This is a genomic window from Sphingopyxis macrogoltabida (assembly GCF_001314325.1).
GTDB classification, from domain to species: Bacteria; Pseudomonadota; Alphaproteobacteria; order Sphingomonadales; family Sphingomonadaceae; genus Sphingopyxis; species Sphingopyxis macrogoltabida.
The window spans coordinates 2,687,775-2,703,749 of record NZ_CP009429.1; the positions used below are offsets into that span (position 1 = coordinate 2,687,775).

Consider the following 15,975-nt stretch of genomic DNA (forward strand, 5'->3'; position numbering starts at 1 on the left):
GAAAAAGCCCCGCCGGATCGCTCCGGCGGGGCTCTATTCGGTCAGCCAAAGGCCTTGAGGACGCTTATTCCTCGCCTTCGCCTTCGGGACGTTCTTCGACCATCACGTCGTCGGTCGTAAAGTCCTCGCCCTGCACCTTGCCCAGCGGATCGTCGCCGATCGCCGCTTCGGGGCCCTGCGCCAGTTCGGCGGCATGCTCGTCGGCAGCCGTCGCCGGTGCGATCAGGTCGGGGTTCGCGGCGCGCATCGCGGCACGCAGCGCCGCGTCCTTCGACGAGGCGGTGACGCGGACGCGGTTCATGGCAGCGCCGGTACCCGCCGGGATGAGGCGGCCGACGATGACATTCTCCTTGAGGCCCTGCAGCGAGTCGATCTTGCCCTGCACCGACGCTTCGGTGAGAACGCGGGTCGTTTCCTGGAAGGACGCCGCCGAAACGAAGCTGCGGGTTTGCAGCGACGCCTTGGTGATGCCGAGGAGGACCGGACGGCCCTCCGCGGGCACGCCGTTCTTCGGCAGCTTGGCGTTATATTCCATCATCTCCAGATAATCGAGCTGTTCGCCCGGCAGCAACGTGGTGTCGCCGCCCGACGTGATCTCGACCTTCTGCAGCATCTGGCGAACGATCACCTCGATGTGCTTGTCGTTGATCTTCACGCCCTGCAGTCGATAGACTTCCTGGATTTCCGCGACCAGATATTCGGCCAGCGCCTCGACGCCCATGACGTCGAGAATGTCGTGCGGGTTGGGCGAGCCCGAAATCAGCGCGTCGCCGCGCTTGACCTGGTCGCCTTCCTGCACTTCCAGAACCTTCGACTTGGGGATCAGATACTCGATCGGATCGCCTTCTTCCGGAACGATCGCGATCTTGCGCTTCGCCTTGTAATCCTTGACGAATTCAATGCGACCGCTGATCTTCGCGATGACGCTGTTGTCCTTCGGAATGCGCGCTTCGAACAGCTCGGCAACGCGCGGCAGACCGCCGGTGATGTCGCGCGTCTTCGACGCTTCGCGGCTGACACGCGCCAGCACGTCGCCCGCCTGCACTTCCTGACCGTCCTCAACCGACAGCATCGTGCCGACCGCGAGCAGGTAGCGCGCGGCTTCGCCCGACGCGTCGTCGAGCAAGGTCAGACGCGGCTGCAGGTCTTCCTTCTTGGCGCGGCCCGCCGAGCGATATTCGATCACGACGCGTTGGGCGATACCCGTCGCTTCGTCGACCTGTTCGACCAGCGTCTTGCCGTCGGCAAGATCCTGATACTTCACGACGCCCTGCTTTTCGGTGATCAGCGGCATGGTGAACGGATCCCATTCGGCAATCCGGTCGCCCTTCTTCACCTTCTCGCCGTCCTTGTGCATGATCTGCGCACCATAGGGCAGCTTGTGGGTCGCGCGTTCGCGGCCTTCGCTGTCGATGATCGCGATCTCGCCCGAACGCGACAGCGCCAGACGGCGGCCGCGCTGGTCGACAATCGTCGCCATGTCGCGATATTCGATCGTGCCGTCCGAAATCGCTTCGGCGTTCGACTGCTCGTTAACCTGCGCCGCACCGCCGATGTGGAAGGTACGCATCGTCAGCTGCGTGCCGGGCTCACCGATCGACTGGGCGGCGATGACGCCGACCGCTTCACCGATGTTCACCGGCGTACCGCGCGCGAGGTCGCGGCCATAGCATTTGCCGCAAACACCCAGCGTCGCTTCGCAGACCAGCGGCGAGCGGATCTTGACCGACTGGACTTCGGCGTCCTCGATGCGCTGCGTCGTCGCTTCGTCGAGCAAAGTGCCGATCGGCGCGATGATGTTACCGTCCTTGTCGGCGACATCTTCGAGAGTGGTACGGCCGAGGATGCGCTCGCCCAGCGAGGCGATCGTCGAACCGCCCTGGATGATCGCCCGCATTTCCATACCGCGTTCGGTGCCGCAATCTTCCTCGATGACCACGCAGTCCTGCGACACGTCGACGAGACGGCGGGTCAGGTAACCCGAGTTCGCCGTCTTGAGCGCCGTATCGGCCAGACCCTTACGCGCACCGTGGGTCGAGTTGAAATACTCGAGAACGGTCAGGCCTTCCTTGAAGTTCGAGATGATCGGCGTTTCGATGATCTCGCCCGACGGCTTGGCCATCAGGCCGCGCATGCCGGCGAGCTGCTTCATCTGGGCCTGCGAACCACGGGCACCCGAATGCGCCATCATATAGATGGAGTTGATCGGGGCCATGCGGCCGTCTTCCAGCTTCGGCGTCGCGCGGATTTCGTCCATCATCGCGTTCGCGACCTTGTCGCCGCACTGCGACCAGGCGTCGATCGCCTTATTGTACTTTTCCTGCTGCGTGATCAGGCCGTCCTGATACTGCTGTTCGAAATCCTTCACCAGCGCGCGGGTTTCGTCGACCATCCCTTCCTTCGACGCCGGAATGATCATGTCATCCTTGCCGAAGGAGATACCGGCCTTGAACGCGTTGCGGAAGCCCAGCGCCATGATGGCGTCGGCGAACAGCACGGTCTCTTTCTGGCCGGTGTGGCGATAGACTTGGTCGATCACGTCGCCGATTTCCTTCTTGGTCAGAAGGCGGTTGACGACGTCGAAGGGCACGGTGTGCGACTTCGGCAGGCATTCGCCGATCAGCATGCGGCCCGGGGTGGTCTCGAACCGCTTCAGATACTCGTTGCCCTGCTCGTCGGTCTGCGGAACGCGGCTGATGACCTTGGTGTGCAGCGTGACCGCGCCGGTGAACAGCGCCTGATGCACTTCCGCCATGTCGGCGAGCAGCATGCCCTCGCCCGGTTCGCCTTCGCGTTCCAGCGAGAGATAGTAGAGACCGAGGACCATGTCCTGCGACGGAACGATGATCGGCTTGCCGTTCGCGGGGCTGAGGATGTTGTTGGTCGACATCATCAGCACGCGCGCTTCGAGCTGCGCTTCCAGCGAGAGCGGCACGTGGACCGCCATCTGGTCACCGTCGAAGTCGGCGTTGAACGCGGCGCAGACCAGCGGGTGAAGCTGGATCGCCTTGCCTTCGATCAACACCGGCTCGAACGCCTGGATGCCGAGGCGGTGAAGCGTCGGGGCGCGGTTCAGCAGGACCGGGTGCTCGCGAATGACTTCGTCGAGGATGTCCCAGACTTCCTTGCGTTCCTTTTCGACCCACTTCTTCGCCTGCTTCAGGGTCATCGACAGACCCTTGGCGTCGAGGCGCGCGTAGATGAACGGCTTGAACAGTTCGAGCGCCATCTTCTTCGGCAGGCCGCACTGGTGCAGCTTGAGTTCGGGACCGGTCACGATGACCGAACGGCCCGAATAGTCGACGCGCTTGCCGAGCAGGTTCTGACGGAAGCGGCCCTGCTTGCCCTTGAGCATGTCGGACAGCGACTTCAGCGGACGCTTGTTCGCGCCCGTGATCGTGCGGCCGCGGCGGCCGTTGTCGAACAGCGCGTCGACAGCTTCCTGCAGCATGCGCTTTTCGTTGCGGACGATGATGTCCGGCGCGCGCAGTTCCATCAGGCGCTTCAAACGGTTGTTGCGGTTGATCACGCGGCGGTAAAGATCGTTAAGGTCGCTTGTAGCGAAGCGGCCGCCGTCGAGCGGCACCAGCGGGCGCAGTTCGGGCGGGATGACCGGCACGACTTCGAGGATCATCCACTCGGGGCGGTTGCCCGATTCGATAAAGCTCTCGACCACTTTAAGCCGCTTGATGATCTTCTTGGGCTTCAGCTCCGACTTGGTCGTCGCAAGCTCTTCCATCAGGTCGACGCGCTCCTGTTCCAGATCGAGATTCTCGAGCAGAACGCGGATCGCCTCGGCCCCGATACCGGCCGAGAAGGCGTCTTCGCCATATTCGTCCTGCGCGTCGAGCAGTTCGTCTTCGGTCAGCAGCTGGAACTTCTCGAGCGGGGTCAGGCCGGGCTCGAGAACGATATAGGCCTCGAAGTAGAGCACGCGCTCGAGCTGCTTGAGCTGCATGTCGAGCAACAGGCCGATGCGCGACGGCAGCGACTTCAGGAACCAGATGTGCGCGACGGGCGCGGCGAGCTCGATATGGCCCATGCGCTCGCGGCGGACCTTGGTCACCGTCACTTCGACACCGCACTTTTCGCAGACGATGCCCTTATATTTCATACGCTTGTACTTGCCGCACAGGCATTCATAATCCTTGATCGGACCGAAGATGCGCGCGCAGAACAGGCCGTCACGCTCGGGCTTGAACGTGCGGTAGTTGATCGTTTCGGGCTTCTTGATCTCGCCGAACGACCACGAGCGGATACGCTCGGGGCTCGCGATGCCGATCTTGATCATGTCGAAGGTTTCGGGCTTCGCGACCGGGTTCATGAAGTTGGTAAGCTGGTTCATATGTCTGCTCCATCTTCCCCTCTCGCGCCGCGAGAGGGGTGAGGAAAAATCTTATTCGGCGGCTTCGGGAAGGGCTTCCGGACCTTCGTCGGGGTCTTCGTCCGCATAGGACGAAAGCTCGACGTTGAGGCCCAGCGAACGCATTTCCTTGACGAGCACGTTGAAGCTTTCGGGAATGCCGGCCTCGAAGGTGTCGTCGCCCTTGACGATCGCTTCGTAAACCTTGGTGCGGCCGATCACGTCGTCGGACTTCACCGTCAGCATTTCCTGCAGCGTGTATGCCGCGCCATAGGCCTGGAGCGCCCAGACCTCCATTTCACCGAAGCGCTGGCCACCGAACTGTGCCTTACCGCCCAGCGGCTGCTGGGTGACGAGGCTGTACGGCCCGATCGAACGCGCGTGGATCTTGTCGTCGACCAAGTGGTGGAGCTTCAGCATATAGATGTAGCCCACGGTCACCTTGCGGTCGAACTTGTCGCCGGTGCGGCCGTCGTAGAGGTCCGACTGACCCGAGTCATGCAGGCCCGCAAGGGTCAGCATGTTCGACACGTCGGCTTCCTTGGCGCCGTCGAACACCGGGGTCGCGAACGGCACGCCAACGCGCAGATTATCGGCCAGTTCGACGATGCTGTCGGCATCGCGCGACTTGATGTCGTCGACATATTCGGCGCCATAGACATGTTCGAGCGCATCGCGCACGGCTTCGGGCATCTGCCCGCCGACCGCGTCGGGATTGGCGTCGCGCCATTCGTCGAGCGCCTGCGTGACCTGACGGCCCAGACCGCGCGAAGCCCAGCCGAGGTGGGTTTCGAGGATCTGCCCGACGTTCATGCGCGACGGCACGCCCAGCGGGTTCAGCACGATATCGACATGCGTCCCGTCTTCGAGGAACGGCATGTCCTCGTTCGGCAGGATGCGGCTGATGACGCCCTTGTTGCCGTGACGGCCGGCCATCTTGTCGCCCGGCTGCAGCTTGCGCTTCACCGCAACGAAGACCTTGACCATCTTGAGCACGCCGGGGGCGAGTTCGTCGCCGCGCTGCAGCTTTTCGACGCGATCTTCATACTTCGCGTTGATCCGCTTGATCGCGTCGTCATACTGCGCCTTGATCGCTTCCAGTGCGGTCTGGGCATTGTCTTCGACCACGGCGAGCTTCCACCAGTCGGCGCGGTCGAGTTCGACCAGCATCTCTTCGGTGACGACATCGCCCTTCTTCAGGCCTTTCGGCACCGCGCTGGTCGTCTGACCGATCAGCAGGTCCTTGAGGCTCGAGAAGGTCGCGCGGTTGAGGATCGCGCGTTCGTCGTCGGCGTCCTGCTTCAGGCGTTCGATCTCTTCGCGTTCGATCGCGATCGCGCGTTCGTCCTTGTCGATACCGTGGCGGTTGAAGACGCGGACTTCGACGACCGTGCCCGACACGCCCGGCGGCAGACGCAGCGAGGTGTCGCGCACGTCGCTGGCCTTTTCACCGAAGATCGCCCGCAGCAGCTTTTCTTCCGGCGTCATCGGCGATTCACCCTTGGGGGTGATCTTGCCGGCCAGAATATCGCCCGGGCCGACTTCGGCACCGATATAGACGATGCCCGCTTCGTCGAGGTTGCGGAGGGCCTCCTCGCCGACATTCGGGATGTCGCGCGTGATGTCTTCCGGCCCAAGGCGCGTGTCGCGCGCGGTGACTTCGAATTCCTCGATGTGGATCGAGGTGAAGACGTCGTCCTTCACGATGCGTTCGGAAATGAGGATCGAGTCCTCATAATTGTAGCCGTTCCACGGCATGAACGCGACGAGCACATTCTTGCCGAGCGCCAGTTCGCCGAGTTCGGTCGACGGACCGTCGGCGATGATGTCGCCCGAGCGGACGACATCGCCCACCTTCACCAGCGGACGCTGGTTGATGCAGGTGTTCTGGTTCGACCGCTGGAACTTCTGCAGGCGATAGATGTCGACGCCCGACTTGCCGGGCTCGACCATGTCGGTCGCGCGGATGACGATACGCGTCGCATCGACCTGGTCGATCACGCCGCCGCGGCGGGCCGCGATGGCCGCGCCCGAATCGCGCGCAACGGTTTCTTCCATGCCGGTGCCGACCACGGGCGCTTCGGCGCGCAGCAGCGGCACAGCCTGACGCTGCATGTTCGAACCCATGAGCGCGCGGTTGGCGTCATCGTTTTCGAGGAACGGGATCAGCGACGCCGCAACCGAAACGAGCTGCTTCGGCGACACGTCCATCAGCGTGATCTGATCGCGCGGCGCCATCAGGAATTCGCCCGCTTCGCGCGCCGAGATCAGCTCGTCGATGAAGCTGCCGTCGGCGTTGAGGTCGGCGTTTGCCTGCGCGACGGTGTGCTTCTGCTCTTCCATCGCCGACAGATAGACGACGTCGTTGGTGACCTTGCCGTCGACGATGCGGCGGTACGGGGTCTCGATGAAGCCATACTTATTGACGCGCGCGAAGGTCGCGAGGCTGTTGATCAGACCGATGTTCGGGCCTTCCGGCGTTTCGATCGGGCAGATGCGGCCATAGTGGGTCGGGTGAACGTCGCGGACTTCGAAGCCCGCACGTTCGCGGGTCAGACCGCCCGGCCCGAGCGCCGACACGCGGCGCTTGTGGGTGACTTCGGACAGCGGGTTGGTCTGGTCCATGAACTGCGAGAGCTGCGACGAACCGAAGAATTCGCGCACCGCGGCAACCGCGGGCTTCGCGTTGATCAGGTCGTTCGGCATCACCGTCGACACATCGACCGAGCTCATGCGCTCCTTCACCGCGCGCTCCATGCGGAGCAGGCCGACGCGATACTGGTTTTCGAGCAGTTCGCCGACCGACCGTACACGACGGTTACCGAGGTTGTCGATATCGTCGATTTCGCCCTTGCCGTCCTTCAGGTTCACCAATTCCTTGACCACGGCGAGGATGTCCTCGCTGCGCAGCGTGGTGACGGTGTCCTCGGCATCGAGGCTGAGGCGCATGTTGAGCTTGACGCGGCCGACGGCCGACAGGTCGTAGCGCTCGGGGTCGAAGAACAGGCCGCCGAACAGCGCTTCGGCGGTTTCGCGCGTCGGCGGTTCGCCGGGGCGCATGACGCGGTAGATGTCCGAAAGCGCCTGGTCGCGATCCTCGGCCTTGTCGGCCTTCAGCGTGTTGCGGATCCACGGCCCGGTGTTGTTGTGGTCGATGTCGAGCAGGACGAGCTTGTCGAGGCCCGCGGCATCGATCTTTTCGAGGTTATCGGCCGACACTTCGTCGCCCGCCTCGATGTAGATCTCGCCTGTCGCTTCGTTGATCAGGTCATAGGCGCTGTACCGGCCGAAGATTTCCTCGGTCGGGATCAGCAGCGTGTCTAGACCGTCCTTCGCGGCCTTGTTGGCAAGGCGCGGGCTGATCTTGTGGCCGGCGGCGAAGACGACTTCGCCGGTCTTGGCGTCGACGACATCGAACGCGGGCTTCGAACCGCGCCAGTTTTCGACGACGAAGGGCACCTTCCAGCCGTTTTCGGCGCGCTCGAAGACGAGGCGGTCATAGAAATGGTTGAGGATTTCCTCGCCCGACATGCCCAGCGCATACAGCAGGCTGGTGACCGGCAGCTTGCGCTTGCGGTCGATACGGACGTTGACGATGTCCTTGGCGTCGAATTCGAAGTCGAGCCACGAACCGCGATACGGGATCACGCGCGCGGCGAACAGGAACTTGCCCGACGAGTGGGTCTTGCCGCGGTCATGGTCGAAGAGCACACCCGGCGAACGGTGCATCTGCGACACGATGACGCGCTCGGTGCCGTTGACGAAGAAGGTGCCGTTCTCGGTCATGAGCGGCATGTCGCCCATGTAGACGTCCTGCTCCTTGATATCGAGCACCGAACGGGTGTCGGTTTCGCTGTCGACTTCAAAGACGATCAGGCGCAGCGTGACCTTCATCGGCGCCGCATAGGTGATGCCGCGCTGACGGCATTCCTCGACGTCATACTTCGGCGCTTCGAGTTCGTAATGGACGAAATCGAGCTCGGCGGTACCGGCGAAATCGCGGATCGGGAAAACGCTGCGCAGCGTCTTTTCGAGGCCCGAAACATAACCGACCGAGGGGTCGGACCGCAGGAACTGCTCATAGGATTCGCGCTGCACCTCGATGAGGTTGGGCATCTCCACCGCTTCGTGGATGTTGCCGAACAGCTTGCGGATTCGCTTGGTCGCGGTTGCTTCGAGGGCCTTGCCCACCGACTTCGCCTTGGTCGCCATAAGTGATTGTCTCGCCTTCGTAAAAATCAGCTCGCGAGCGCATCGACGCGAAAAAAGCCGCAGGCAACCGTTGCCGGTTTACCGCAGCTTTCCTACGCCTGTCGAAATCCCTGCCGCCCTATCCGTACAGCCCGCTGCGCAAAGTCAGGCTCTATCTCGGACGGTGGGGTGTGACGGCGATATAGGATCGGGGTCCCATCCTGTCAACGGGAGCCCCCGCGGGCCGGGGCTAGAAAATGTCCTTGAGCAAGGCCGCCGGGTTCCGCCGCAACGCCGCCTCTTCGCCCGCCATATAATGGAAGATCCCTTTCAGCGCCTGTTCGGTCACCGATCGCGTCAGCCCGTCGCGCGTCAGGCCGGCCGATGCCAGCAGCGGACTGCCCTGCGACAGTTGGTCGAGCTGGCGCCAGGCGCCGACATCGTCCAGTGCCGACCCGATCAGCGGCGACACTTTGGTGAACAGCACGCTGCCCGCGCTCTGCTGGAGATAGCGTGTCGCGCCATCATTCTTTGCGACCAGTCCGGGCGCATCGGTCCAGCGCAAATCGTCGATCGCGGTGCGAAAGATCGGCTTCGCTTCGCCCGCCGCCTTGCCGCCCGCATCGTTCAGGCTTTTGGTCAAATTGGTGGTGAGGCCGAGCTGGTCGCCCATGCCGAACAGCTTCGACGCCAGCTTCCCGCCCGCGCCCGGCAACAAAATACGCACCGCAGTGTCGCGATAGAAGGCGCCCGGCTCCGCGAGCTTGTCGAGCGCGCCGTCGGAGGCGCCTGCGATCAGGCCCTTCACGCCGCTCTTCGGCAGCTTCGCAATCGCCCAGGGCGCGTTCGCCAATGCCAACATCGCCGCCGCGCCCGCGATCAGCGTCCTGCGTGCGATCATTTCCGTGCCATCGTCCATCGCGACTCTCTCCCACCGGTCCGGGCCGCGAACCTATCAGCAAAAGCCGGCGCGCCCTATGGCCGATCGGCAAGCCCGTCGAGCTTGCGTTCGATCCGCTCCAATCGTTCGGCAACCTCGCCCTGCGCCCCGCCGGGCAAGGCGAGCACCGGCATAATATAGATCGCCACCCGCTGCCGCACCTCCTCGAACGCCGCATAATCGTCGGCACCGAGCACGAGCATCTGGTGGAGCAGCCATTCGAGCAGGCGCTCGAGATCGTCGGGCGGCGTCCATTGCCCGGAGGCCGCTGCACCTTCGAGCATCGAACGCACCAGCGCCCCAGTGATCGACTTGTGCGCGGCGAGGAAGATCGAGAAATCGTCGTGGAGCAGGCCTTCCTGCGCCACCTTGTGGATCCACGGCGTGTTGCAGATGCTCTCGATCCCGCCCGCGATCACCTGTTCGAGCCGCTCCTCCAGCGGGCCGAGACCGACCGCGATCTGCCCGCTGCGTTCGAGATACGGTCCGGCCAGATGCTGGAGCAGCGCGAGCAAAAGCCCCTCGCGATTGCCGAACCAGCGATAGAGCGTCGCGCGCGACACGCCGGATTCGCGCACCACATGGTCGATCGTGACGTCGCGAAAGCCGATGCGTTCGACCACGATCGCGGAGGCATCGAGCGCTGCCTCGCGTCCGCCCAAGGCGCTGCCCGCCCCGCTACCCCGCGGATTTGCGTCGATTGTTGCGATCCCGACCTCCCTTGATGAGCCGCCTCGCCTATCATGTCGCACTTGATGAGGCAAACCCTTGTGCTTGTCTCACTTAGTGTGATAAGTGGACTTCAACGTCTCATGAATGAGAGACCGGTTTCAGCCGGTCCGGGACGGGAGGGAGAGAGAAATGACACGACGCCTATTGCTGCTCCTCGCCAGCGCCAGCATCGCCGCCGCCGCGCAGGCCCAGACGGCCCCCGCCACCACGGCCGCCGATGCCCCCGCCGATGACAGCAACGCCCAGAGCTCGGGCATCGCCGACATCGTCGTCACCGCGCGCCGGACCAGCGAAGCCGCGCAGACGATCCCGCTCGCGATCAGTGTCTTCGGCGGCCAGCAACTCGCCGACACCAACGTCCAGGGTATCGAGAATATCGCGCAGCAGACGCCGAACTTCTTCGTCCAGACGTCAAGCGCCGACCCGACCGGCGTCCTCCTCACCATCCGCGGCCAGTCGCAGCAGGATTCGATCCTGACCATTGAGTCGCCGATCGGCGTCTATGTCGACGGCATCAACTATATCCGCTCGTCGAACCTCGAAACGGCGCTGACCGACGTCGAACGCGTCGAGGTGCTGCGTGGACCGCAGGGGACGCTGTTCGGCAAGAACACCACCGGCGGCGCGATCAACATCACGACGCGCCAGCCCGATCTCGACGCGGTCGGCGGCTATGTGAAGCTCAGCGCCGCGACGCACGACCGTTATGGCGCAACCGGCGTCCTCAACCTGCCGCTCATCGACGACGTACTCGGCGTGCGCATCCTCGCGCAGCGGATCGAGGACGGCTCGCTCGGCGTCAACGGCCTCGGCGACGGGATCGGCGGCAAGAAGCAGACCGCTTTCCGGACCAACTGGCTGTTCACCCCGAACGACGGCGTCACCTGGGCGATCTCGGCCGACTATACCCGCACCCGCGGCGACGCGCCGGTCAGCAAGCTCGCCTTTGTCAGCCCCTTCCCCAGCCCCGCTCCGGGGACGCCGAACCCCGCCCCGGCGCTGATCGACATCGCGATCAGCCAGGGCATCCTCGATCCGGCGCTGCTCGCCGACCCGGAGGGCAATGCCGCCGCGATCGGCGCTGCGCTCGGGCAGGCACACGCGCTGTTCACCGGCCTTGTCGGCCGGCGCGGCTTTTACGACAATGATGCAACGGGCGCGCAGGGCAGTTATGCGCGCACCTATGGCGTCAGCTCGAACCTGGCGGTCGAGCTGACGCCAACCTTGTCCTTTCGTTCGATCACCGCGGCGCGCTGGCTGAAGCGCTGGCTCGACGTCGACCTCGACAGCTCGCCCTTCACCCTGCTCGAGGCCGAACTCGCGAGCCGCGCGAAAAACCTCAGCCAGGAATTTCAGTTCAGCGGCGAGATCGGCGACCGCGTCGACTGGATCACCGGGGTCTATTTCAACGAAGAAACCGGCCGCGACTTCTCGCGCGCCACGGCGCTCGGCACGATCAACGCGACCAACCCCAACATCACCGACGGTTTCGTCAAGAACAGCAGCTGGGCCGCCTTCGGCCAGCTCATCGTCGACCTCACCGACAGCGTCCGCTTCACCGGCGGGCTGCGCTGGACCGAGGAAAGCAAGGAACTGCGCTCGTTCAACCGCTCGTCGGGCGGCGCGGTTTGCAACATCCCGCCGGCGCTGCAACTCGGCGGCACCTGTCAGGCGCGTTTCAAGGACAGCTTCTCGGATTATTCCTACCTCGCCAGCCTCGACTGGACGATCCAGCCCGGCATCCTCGTCTATGCCCGCACGGCGCGGGGCTTCAAGGGCGGCGGCCAGAACCTGCGCGGCACCGGCACCGCCGACAGCTTCGCCGCCTTCGCGCCCGAAGTGGTCACCGATTACGAGGTCGGGGCCAAGGCCGATTTCCTCGACCGCCGCCTGCGCATCAACGTCGCGCTGTTCCAGGCCAATTACAGCGACATCCAGCGCACGATCGTTCAGGCGTCGCCCGGCGGCGCGATCGTCAGCCTCGTCACCAACGCGGCGCGCGCGCGCATCCGCGGCGCCGAGGCCGAAATCACCGCAGTGCCGGTCGACGGGCTGACGCTGTCGGGCGGCTTCGGGGTCAACGACGCCAAATATCTCGACTTCACCGACGTCACCGGCGACCGCTCGAACGAGCCGTTCCAGTTCCCGAAGTACAGCTACCGCCTCGCCGCCACCTACAGCACCCCGACCGGCGCCGGCGACCTGCGGCTCAGCGTCGACTGGAACTGGCGCAGCGCGACGCAGCTCGTCGGTTCGGCGATCTATCGGGACAGCTTGCGCCAGCCCGCCTATGGCTTGCTCGGCGCGCGCATCGCGCTCGACATCGACAGCATAAGCAGCGAGATCGCAGTGTTCGGCACCAACCTCACCAACCGCCATTACGCGGTTTCGGGCGTCCAGTTCGACAACAGCCTGGGGTTCAACACGCTCTACGCGGGCGAGCCGCGCGTGATCGGCCTGCAACTCACGACACGCTTCGGTGGTGGCTGAGGCCCGTCAGGTTCGGGGTGGGAAGCGGACGTTCTGCTTAGAGTGTACCCCGGCGAAAGCCGGGGCCCAGGGCGTTGGAAAGCCAAGGTTGCGCTATGGCGCTCTGGGCCCCGGCTTTCGCCGGGGTACAGCTTGGCAATGGCAGAAACCGGCCGAAACCCGTCAAGCCTTGACGTCGGAAAGCACCGACAGCTTGCGCGTCTCGTCGGCGAGATTGTCGATCACGCGGCGCATCAGCGCCTGCAGCATCTCGACCTCTTCGTCGCTCATCCCGCGGGTCGCGATCTCGTGGATCTCGGCGTTCATCGGCGCAAGCACAAGTTCGAGCTTTTTCGCATGCGGGGTCAGATGGATGAAGGTCTTGCGCCGGTCGTCCTCGGTCTTCTTGCGCGTGATCAGCCCGGCCTTTTCCAGCCCCTTGAGCGCGACGACGGTCGTCGGCTCGCGCATCCCGACGCGTTCGCTGAGCTCGCGCTGGGTGATCCCGTCCTCGCGCCACAACTGACGGAGGAAGCGCCATTGCCCCGCCGAAACGTCGTGCGTGAGCGTGCGGCGTTCGAGGAGGCGCGAAAAGGACCGGAAAACGACGCGCGCCAGATAGCCAATGCTGTTCTCCGGGTCGGTGTAATATTCCGCCGTATGCCGGTAAGTCTTCGTGTTCCTGGCCAAAACCTGCTCCCCTGCGATACCCCGGCATCGGACATTTGCCCGCGTCCTGCCGGAGCCTGGCGCAAACCTTAGAACGCGAAGATTCGCCCCGCAACCTCTTCGTGGCGCTGGCGACCGGAACCTCCGCACCAACCCATCGATATCGTTGGACAAGCGCGCGACGCTCCATTACTTAGAATACTAAGTTAATGGAGGCGATGTGGAGAAGTTTGTCCGGATCAAGGGCGTCGCGGCACCGCTACCGCTCGCCAATGTCGACACCGACATGATCATTCCCGCGCGCTATATGAAAGCGCTGACCCGCCTCGGGCTCGGCCGCCATCTGTTCCGGGAGCTGCGCTTCGACGACGAAGCGGGCGGCGAACGCCCCGACTTCATTCTCAACCGGCCGGCGTGCCGTGAGGCGCAGATATTGATCGCCGACCGCAATTTCGGCTGCGGCTCGTCGCGCGAGCATGCGGTGTGGGCACTCAGCGATTTCGGTATCCGCTGTGTGATCGCGCCGAGTTTCGGCGACATCTTCGCGGGCAATGCGCGCAAGAACGGCCTGTTGCTCATCCGCCTGCCCGAGGCGCTGTGCGACCGGCTGCGCCGCGAGGTCGAACTCGCCCAATATGCTCCCATCGAGGTCGATCTTGCGGCGCAGCAGATCCGCCTCGCTTCGGGCGAAGCGATCGATTTCGCCATCGACCCCGGCGATCGCCGCATCCTCATCGAAGGGCTCGACGACATCGCCCGCACCCTGCGCCACGCCGGCGCGATCGCGCGGTTCGAGACGGCGACCTAGCCGAGGCTGTCCGGCGCCGCGATAAAGCCCGCGATCGCACTCGCCGCCGCAAGCGCCGGGCTCATCAGATGCGTCCGCCCGCCGCGCCCCTGCCGGTTCTCGAAATTGCGGTTCGACGTCGCGGCGCAGCGCTCGCCGGGGAGCAGCCGGTCGGCGTTCATGCCGACGCACATCGAGCAGCCGGGTTCGCGCCAGTCGAAACCCGCGTCGCGCAGCACCGCATCGATCCCCTCCGCTTCGGCCTGCCGCTTGACCAGCCCCGACCCCGGCACGACCATCGCGCGGACGTGCGGCGCGACGTGGCGTCCGCGCACGACATCGGCGACGATACGCAAATCCTCGATCCGGCTGTTGGTACAGCTTCCGATGAACACGCGGTCGAGCCGCGTCCCGGCGATCGGCGCGCCGGGCGAAAGGTCCACATAAGCGAGCGCCCGCTCGGCCGCTGCCTGCGCCTCCTCGCCCGCCAGCGACGCCGGGTCCGGGACGACCCCGTCGACCGCGACGACCTGCGACGGGTTCGTCCCCCAGCTTACCATCGGCCGCACGTCGCGCGCATCGATCCGCACCTCGCGGTCGAACCGCGCGCCGTCGTCGCTCGCCAGCGCCCGCCAGCCGGCAACCGCGGCGTCCCACGCCGCACCCGCAGGCGCCGCCGGCCGCCCCGCCAGATAGGCGAAGGTCACCGCGTCGGGCGCCACCAGCCCGGCGCGCGCGCCCATTTCGATGCTGAGATTGCAGAGCGTCATCCGCCCCTCCATCGACAGCGCCCGGATCGCTTCGCCTGCATATTCGATCACATGGCCGCCGGCGCCGTCGACCCCGATCGCGCCGAGCAGGTGCAGCGCAAGGTCCTTCGCATGGACGTGCGGCGCCAGCGTCCCGTCAACCGTCACCCGCATGTTGCGCGACCGGCGCTGGCGGATTGTCTGCGTCGCCAGCACATGCTCGACCTCCGACGTACCGATCCCGAAAGCGAGCGCGCCGAACGCGCCATGCGTCGAGGTGTGGCTGTCGCCGCAGACGATCGTCATCCCCGGCTGCGAGCGCCCCTGTTCGGGGCCGACGACATGGACGATGCCGCCGCGCGGGTCGCCCATCGGGAAATTCTCGATCCCCGCCCGCGCCGTATTCGCCACCAGCGCCTCGAGCTGCGCGCGCGCCTCGACGTCGGCGACCCCGGCAGGCCCCGCCGCCTGCCCTTCGGTCGGCACATTATGGTCGGACAGCGCCAGCACCCGATCGGGGCGGCGCACCGCCCGCCCCGCCGCCGCGAGCCCGGCGAACGCCTGCGGCGAGGTCACCTCGTGCAACAGGTGGAGGTCGATATAAAGCAATGTCTCGCCGTCATCCTCGGCAACGACATGCGCATCCCAGATCTTGTCGTAGAGCGTGCGGGGGCCCGGGCGCGCCATCAGGCCCTGCCCTGCTGCGCGCCATTTTGCCGGCGCCCGCGATTCGCCGCGCCGGCGCGAGGGCCGCATATTCCAAAAGCTGCCCGATTCCTCACCCCGACGCTCCCGTCCCCATGCTCCATCTCCTGCCGGACGACGGCTCAAAAATACTTAGAAACCTAACTTATATGGCACGGACAGCGCATCGGGCAAGCGCTTTTCCGCCAAATCCGCTTTTCACAAATATGAAATACTTAGTACTTGAAGTATTTTCCCGGCTTGCTAAAAGCCGATGCGGGAACGGAGGATGACGACGCACTGACGGCACGAGTCGAGGACGCCGAAGATGTCCTGCGCCGATACGAAAGACTGGTCCAAGCCAGCAGCAACTCCTGTTCCAGAGACATGA

At 64.7% G+C, this 15,975-nt stretch carries 8 protein-coding genes; 2 read left to right on the plus strand and 6 right to left on the minus strand.

What is annotated here, in order from left to right; translation table 11 throughout:
- Positions 1–64 precede the first annotated feature (64 nt).
- The 4 genes from rpoC to LH19_RS13315 form a co-directional block, all read right to left on the minus strand.
- On the minus strand, positions 65–4,345 hold the full coding sequence (gene rpoC / locus LH19_RS13300) for a DNA-directed RNA polymerase subunit beta' (RefSeq protein ID WP_054728736.1): 4,281 nt from the start codon (positions 4,343–4,345) through the stop codon (positions 65–67).
- A gap of 51 nt (positions 4,346–4,396) precedes the next feature.
- Positions 4,397–8,575, minus strand: a complete 4,179-nt coding sequence (gene rpoB / locus LH19_RS13305; RefSeq protein WP_054728739.1) for a DNA-directed RNA polymerase subunit beta — start codon at positions 8,573–8,575, stop codon at positions 4,397–4,399.
- 229 nt (positions 8,576–8,804) lie between these two features.
- Positions 8,805–9,473, minus strand: coding sequence for a DUF4197 domain-containing protein (locus LH19_RS13310; RefSeq protein ID WP_054728742.1), 669 nt, complete (start codon positions 9,471–9,473; stop codon positions 8,805–8,807).
- A 56-nt stretch (positions 9,474–9,529) separates the two neighbouring features.
- Positions 9,530–10,156 carry a TetR/AcrR family transcriptional regulator gene (locus LH19_RS13315; RefSeq protein WP_054728745.1) on the minus strand — a complete coding sequence of 209 codons (627 nt, stop codon included), beginning with the start codon at positions 10,154–10,156 and terminating at the stop codon, positions 9,530–9,532.
- A 199-nt stretch (positions 10,157–10,355) separates the two neighbouring features.
- On the opposite strand from LH19_RS13315, the gene LH19_RS13320 reads away from it, so the two are divergent.
- The gene (locus LH19_RS13320; protein ID WP_082395685.1) at positions 10,356–12,716 is read left to right on the plus strand and encodes a TonB-dependent receptor; all 2,361 of its coding nucleotides are present in this window, start codon (positions 10,356–10,358) and stop codon (positions 12,714–12,716) included.
- Positions 12,717–12,878: 162 nt separating this feature from the next.
- On the opposite strand, the gene LH19_RS13325 is transcribed toward LH19_RS13320, so the two are convergent.
- Positions 12,879–13,385, minus strand: a complete 507-nt coding sequence (locus tag LH19_RS13325; protein ID WP_054588410.1) for a MarR family winged helix-turn-helix transcriptional regulator — start codon at positions 13,383–13,385, stop codon at positions 12,879–12,881.
- Between the two features lie 199 nt (positions 13,386–13,584).
- Here LH19_RS13325 and leuD point away from each other — a divergent pair, with 199 nt between their 5' ends.
- Positions 13,585–14,172, plus strand: coding sequence for a 3-isopropylmalate dehydratase small subunit (gene leuD, locus LH19_RS13330; RefSeq protein WP_054728753.1), 588 nt, complete (start codon positions 13,585–13,587; stop codon positions 14,170–14,172).
- Here the strand turns inward: leuD and leuC are convergent.
- Positions 14,169–15,587 (minus strand): 3-isopropylmalate dehydratase large subunit, encoded by a 1,419-nt coding sequence (leuC, locus tag LH19_RS13335; protein ID WP_054733534.1) that lies wholly within the window; start codon positions 15,585–15,587, stop codon positions 14,169–14,171. The two genes, leuD and leuC, sit on opposite strands and share 4 nt — an antisense overlap.
- Between the last annotated feature and the right edge of the window lie 388 nt (positions 15,588–15,975).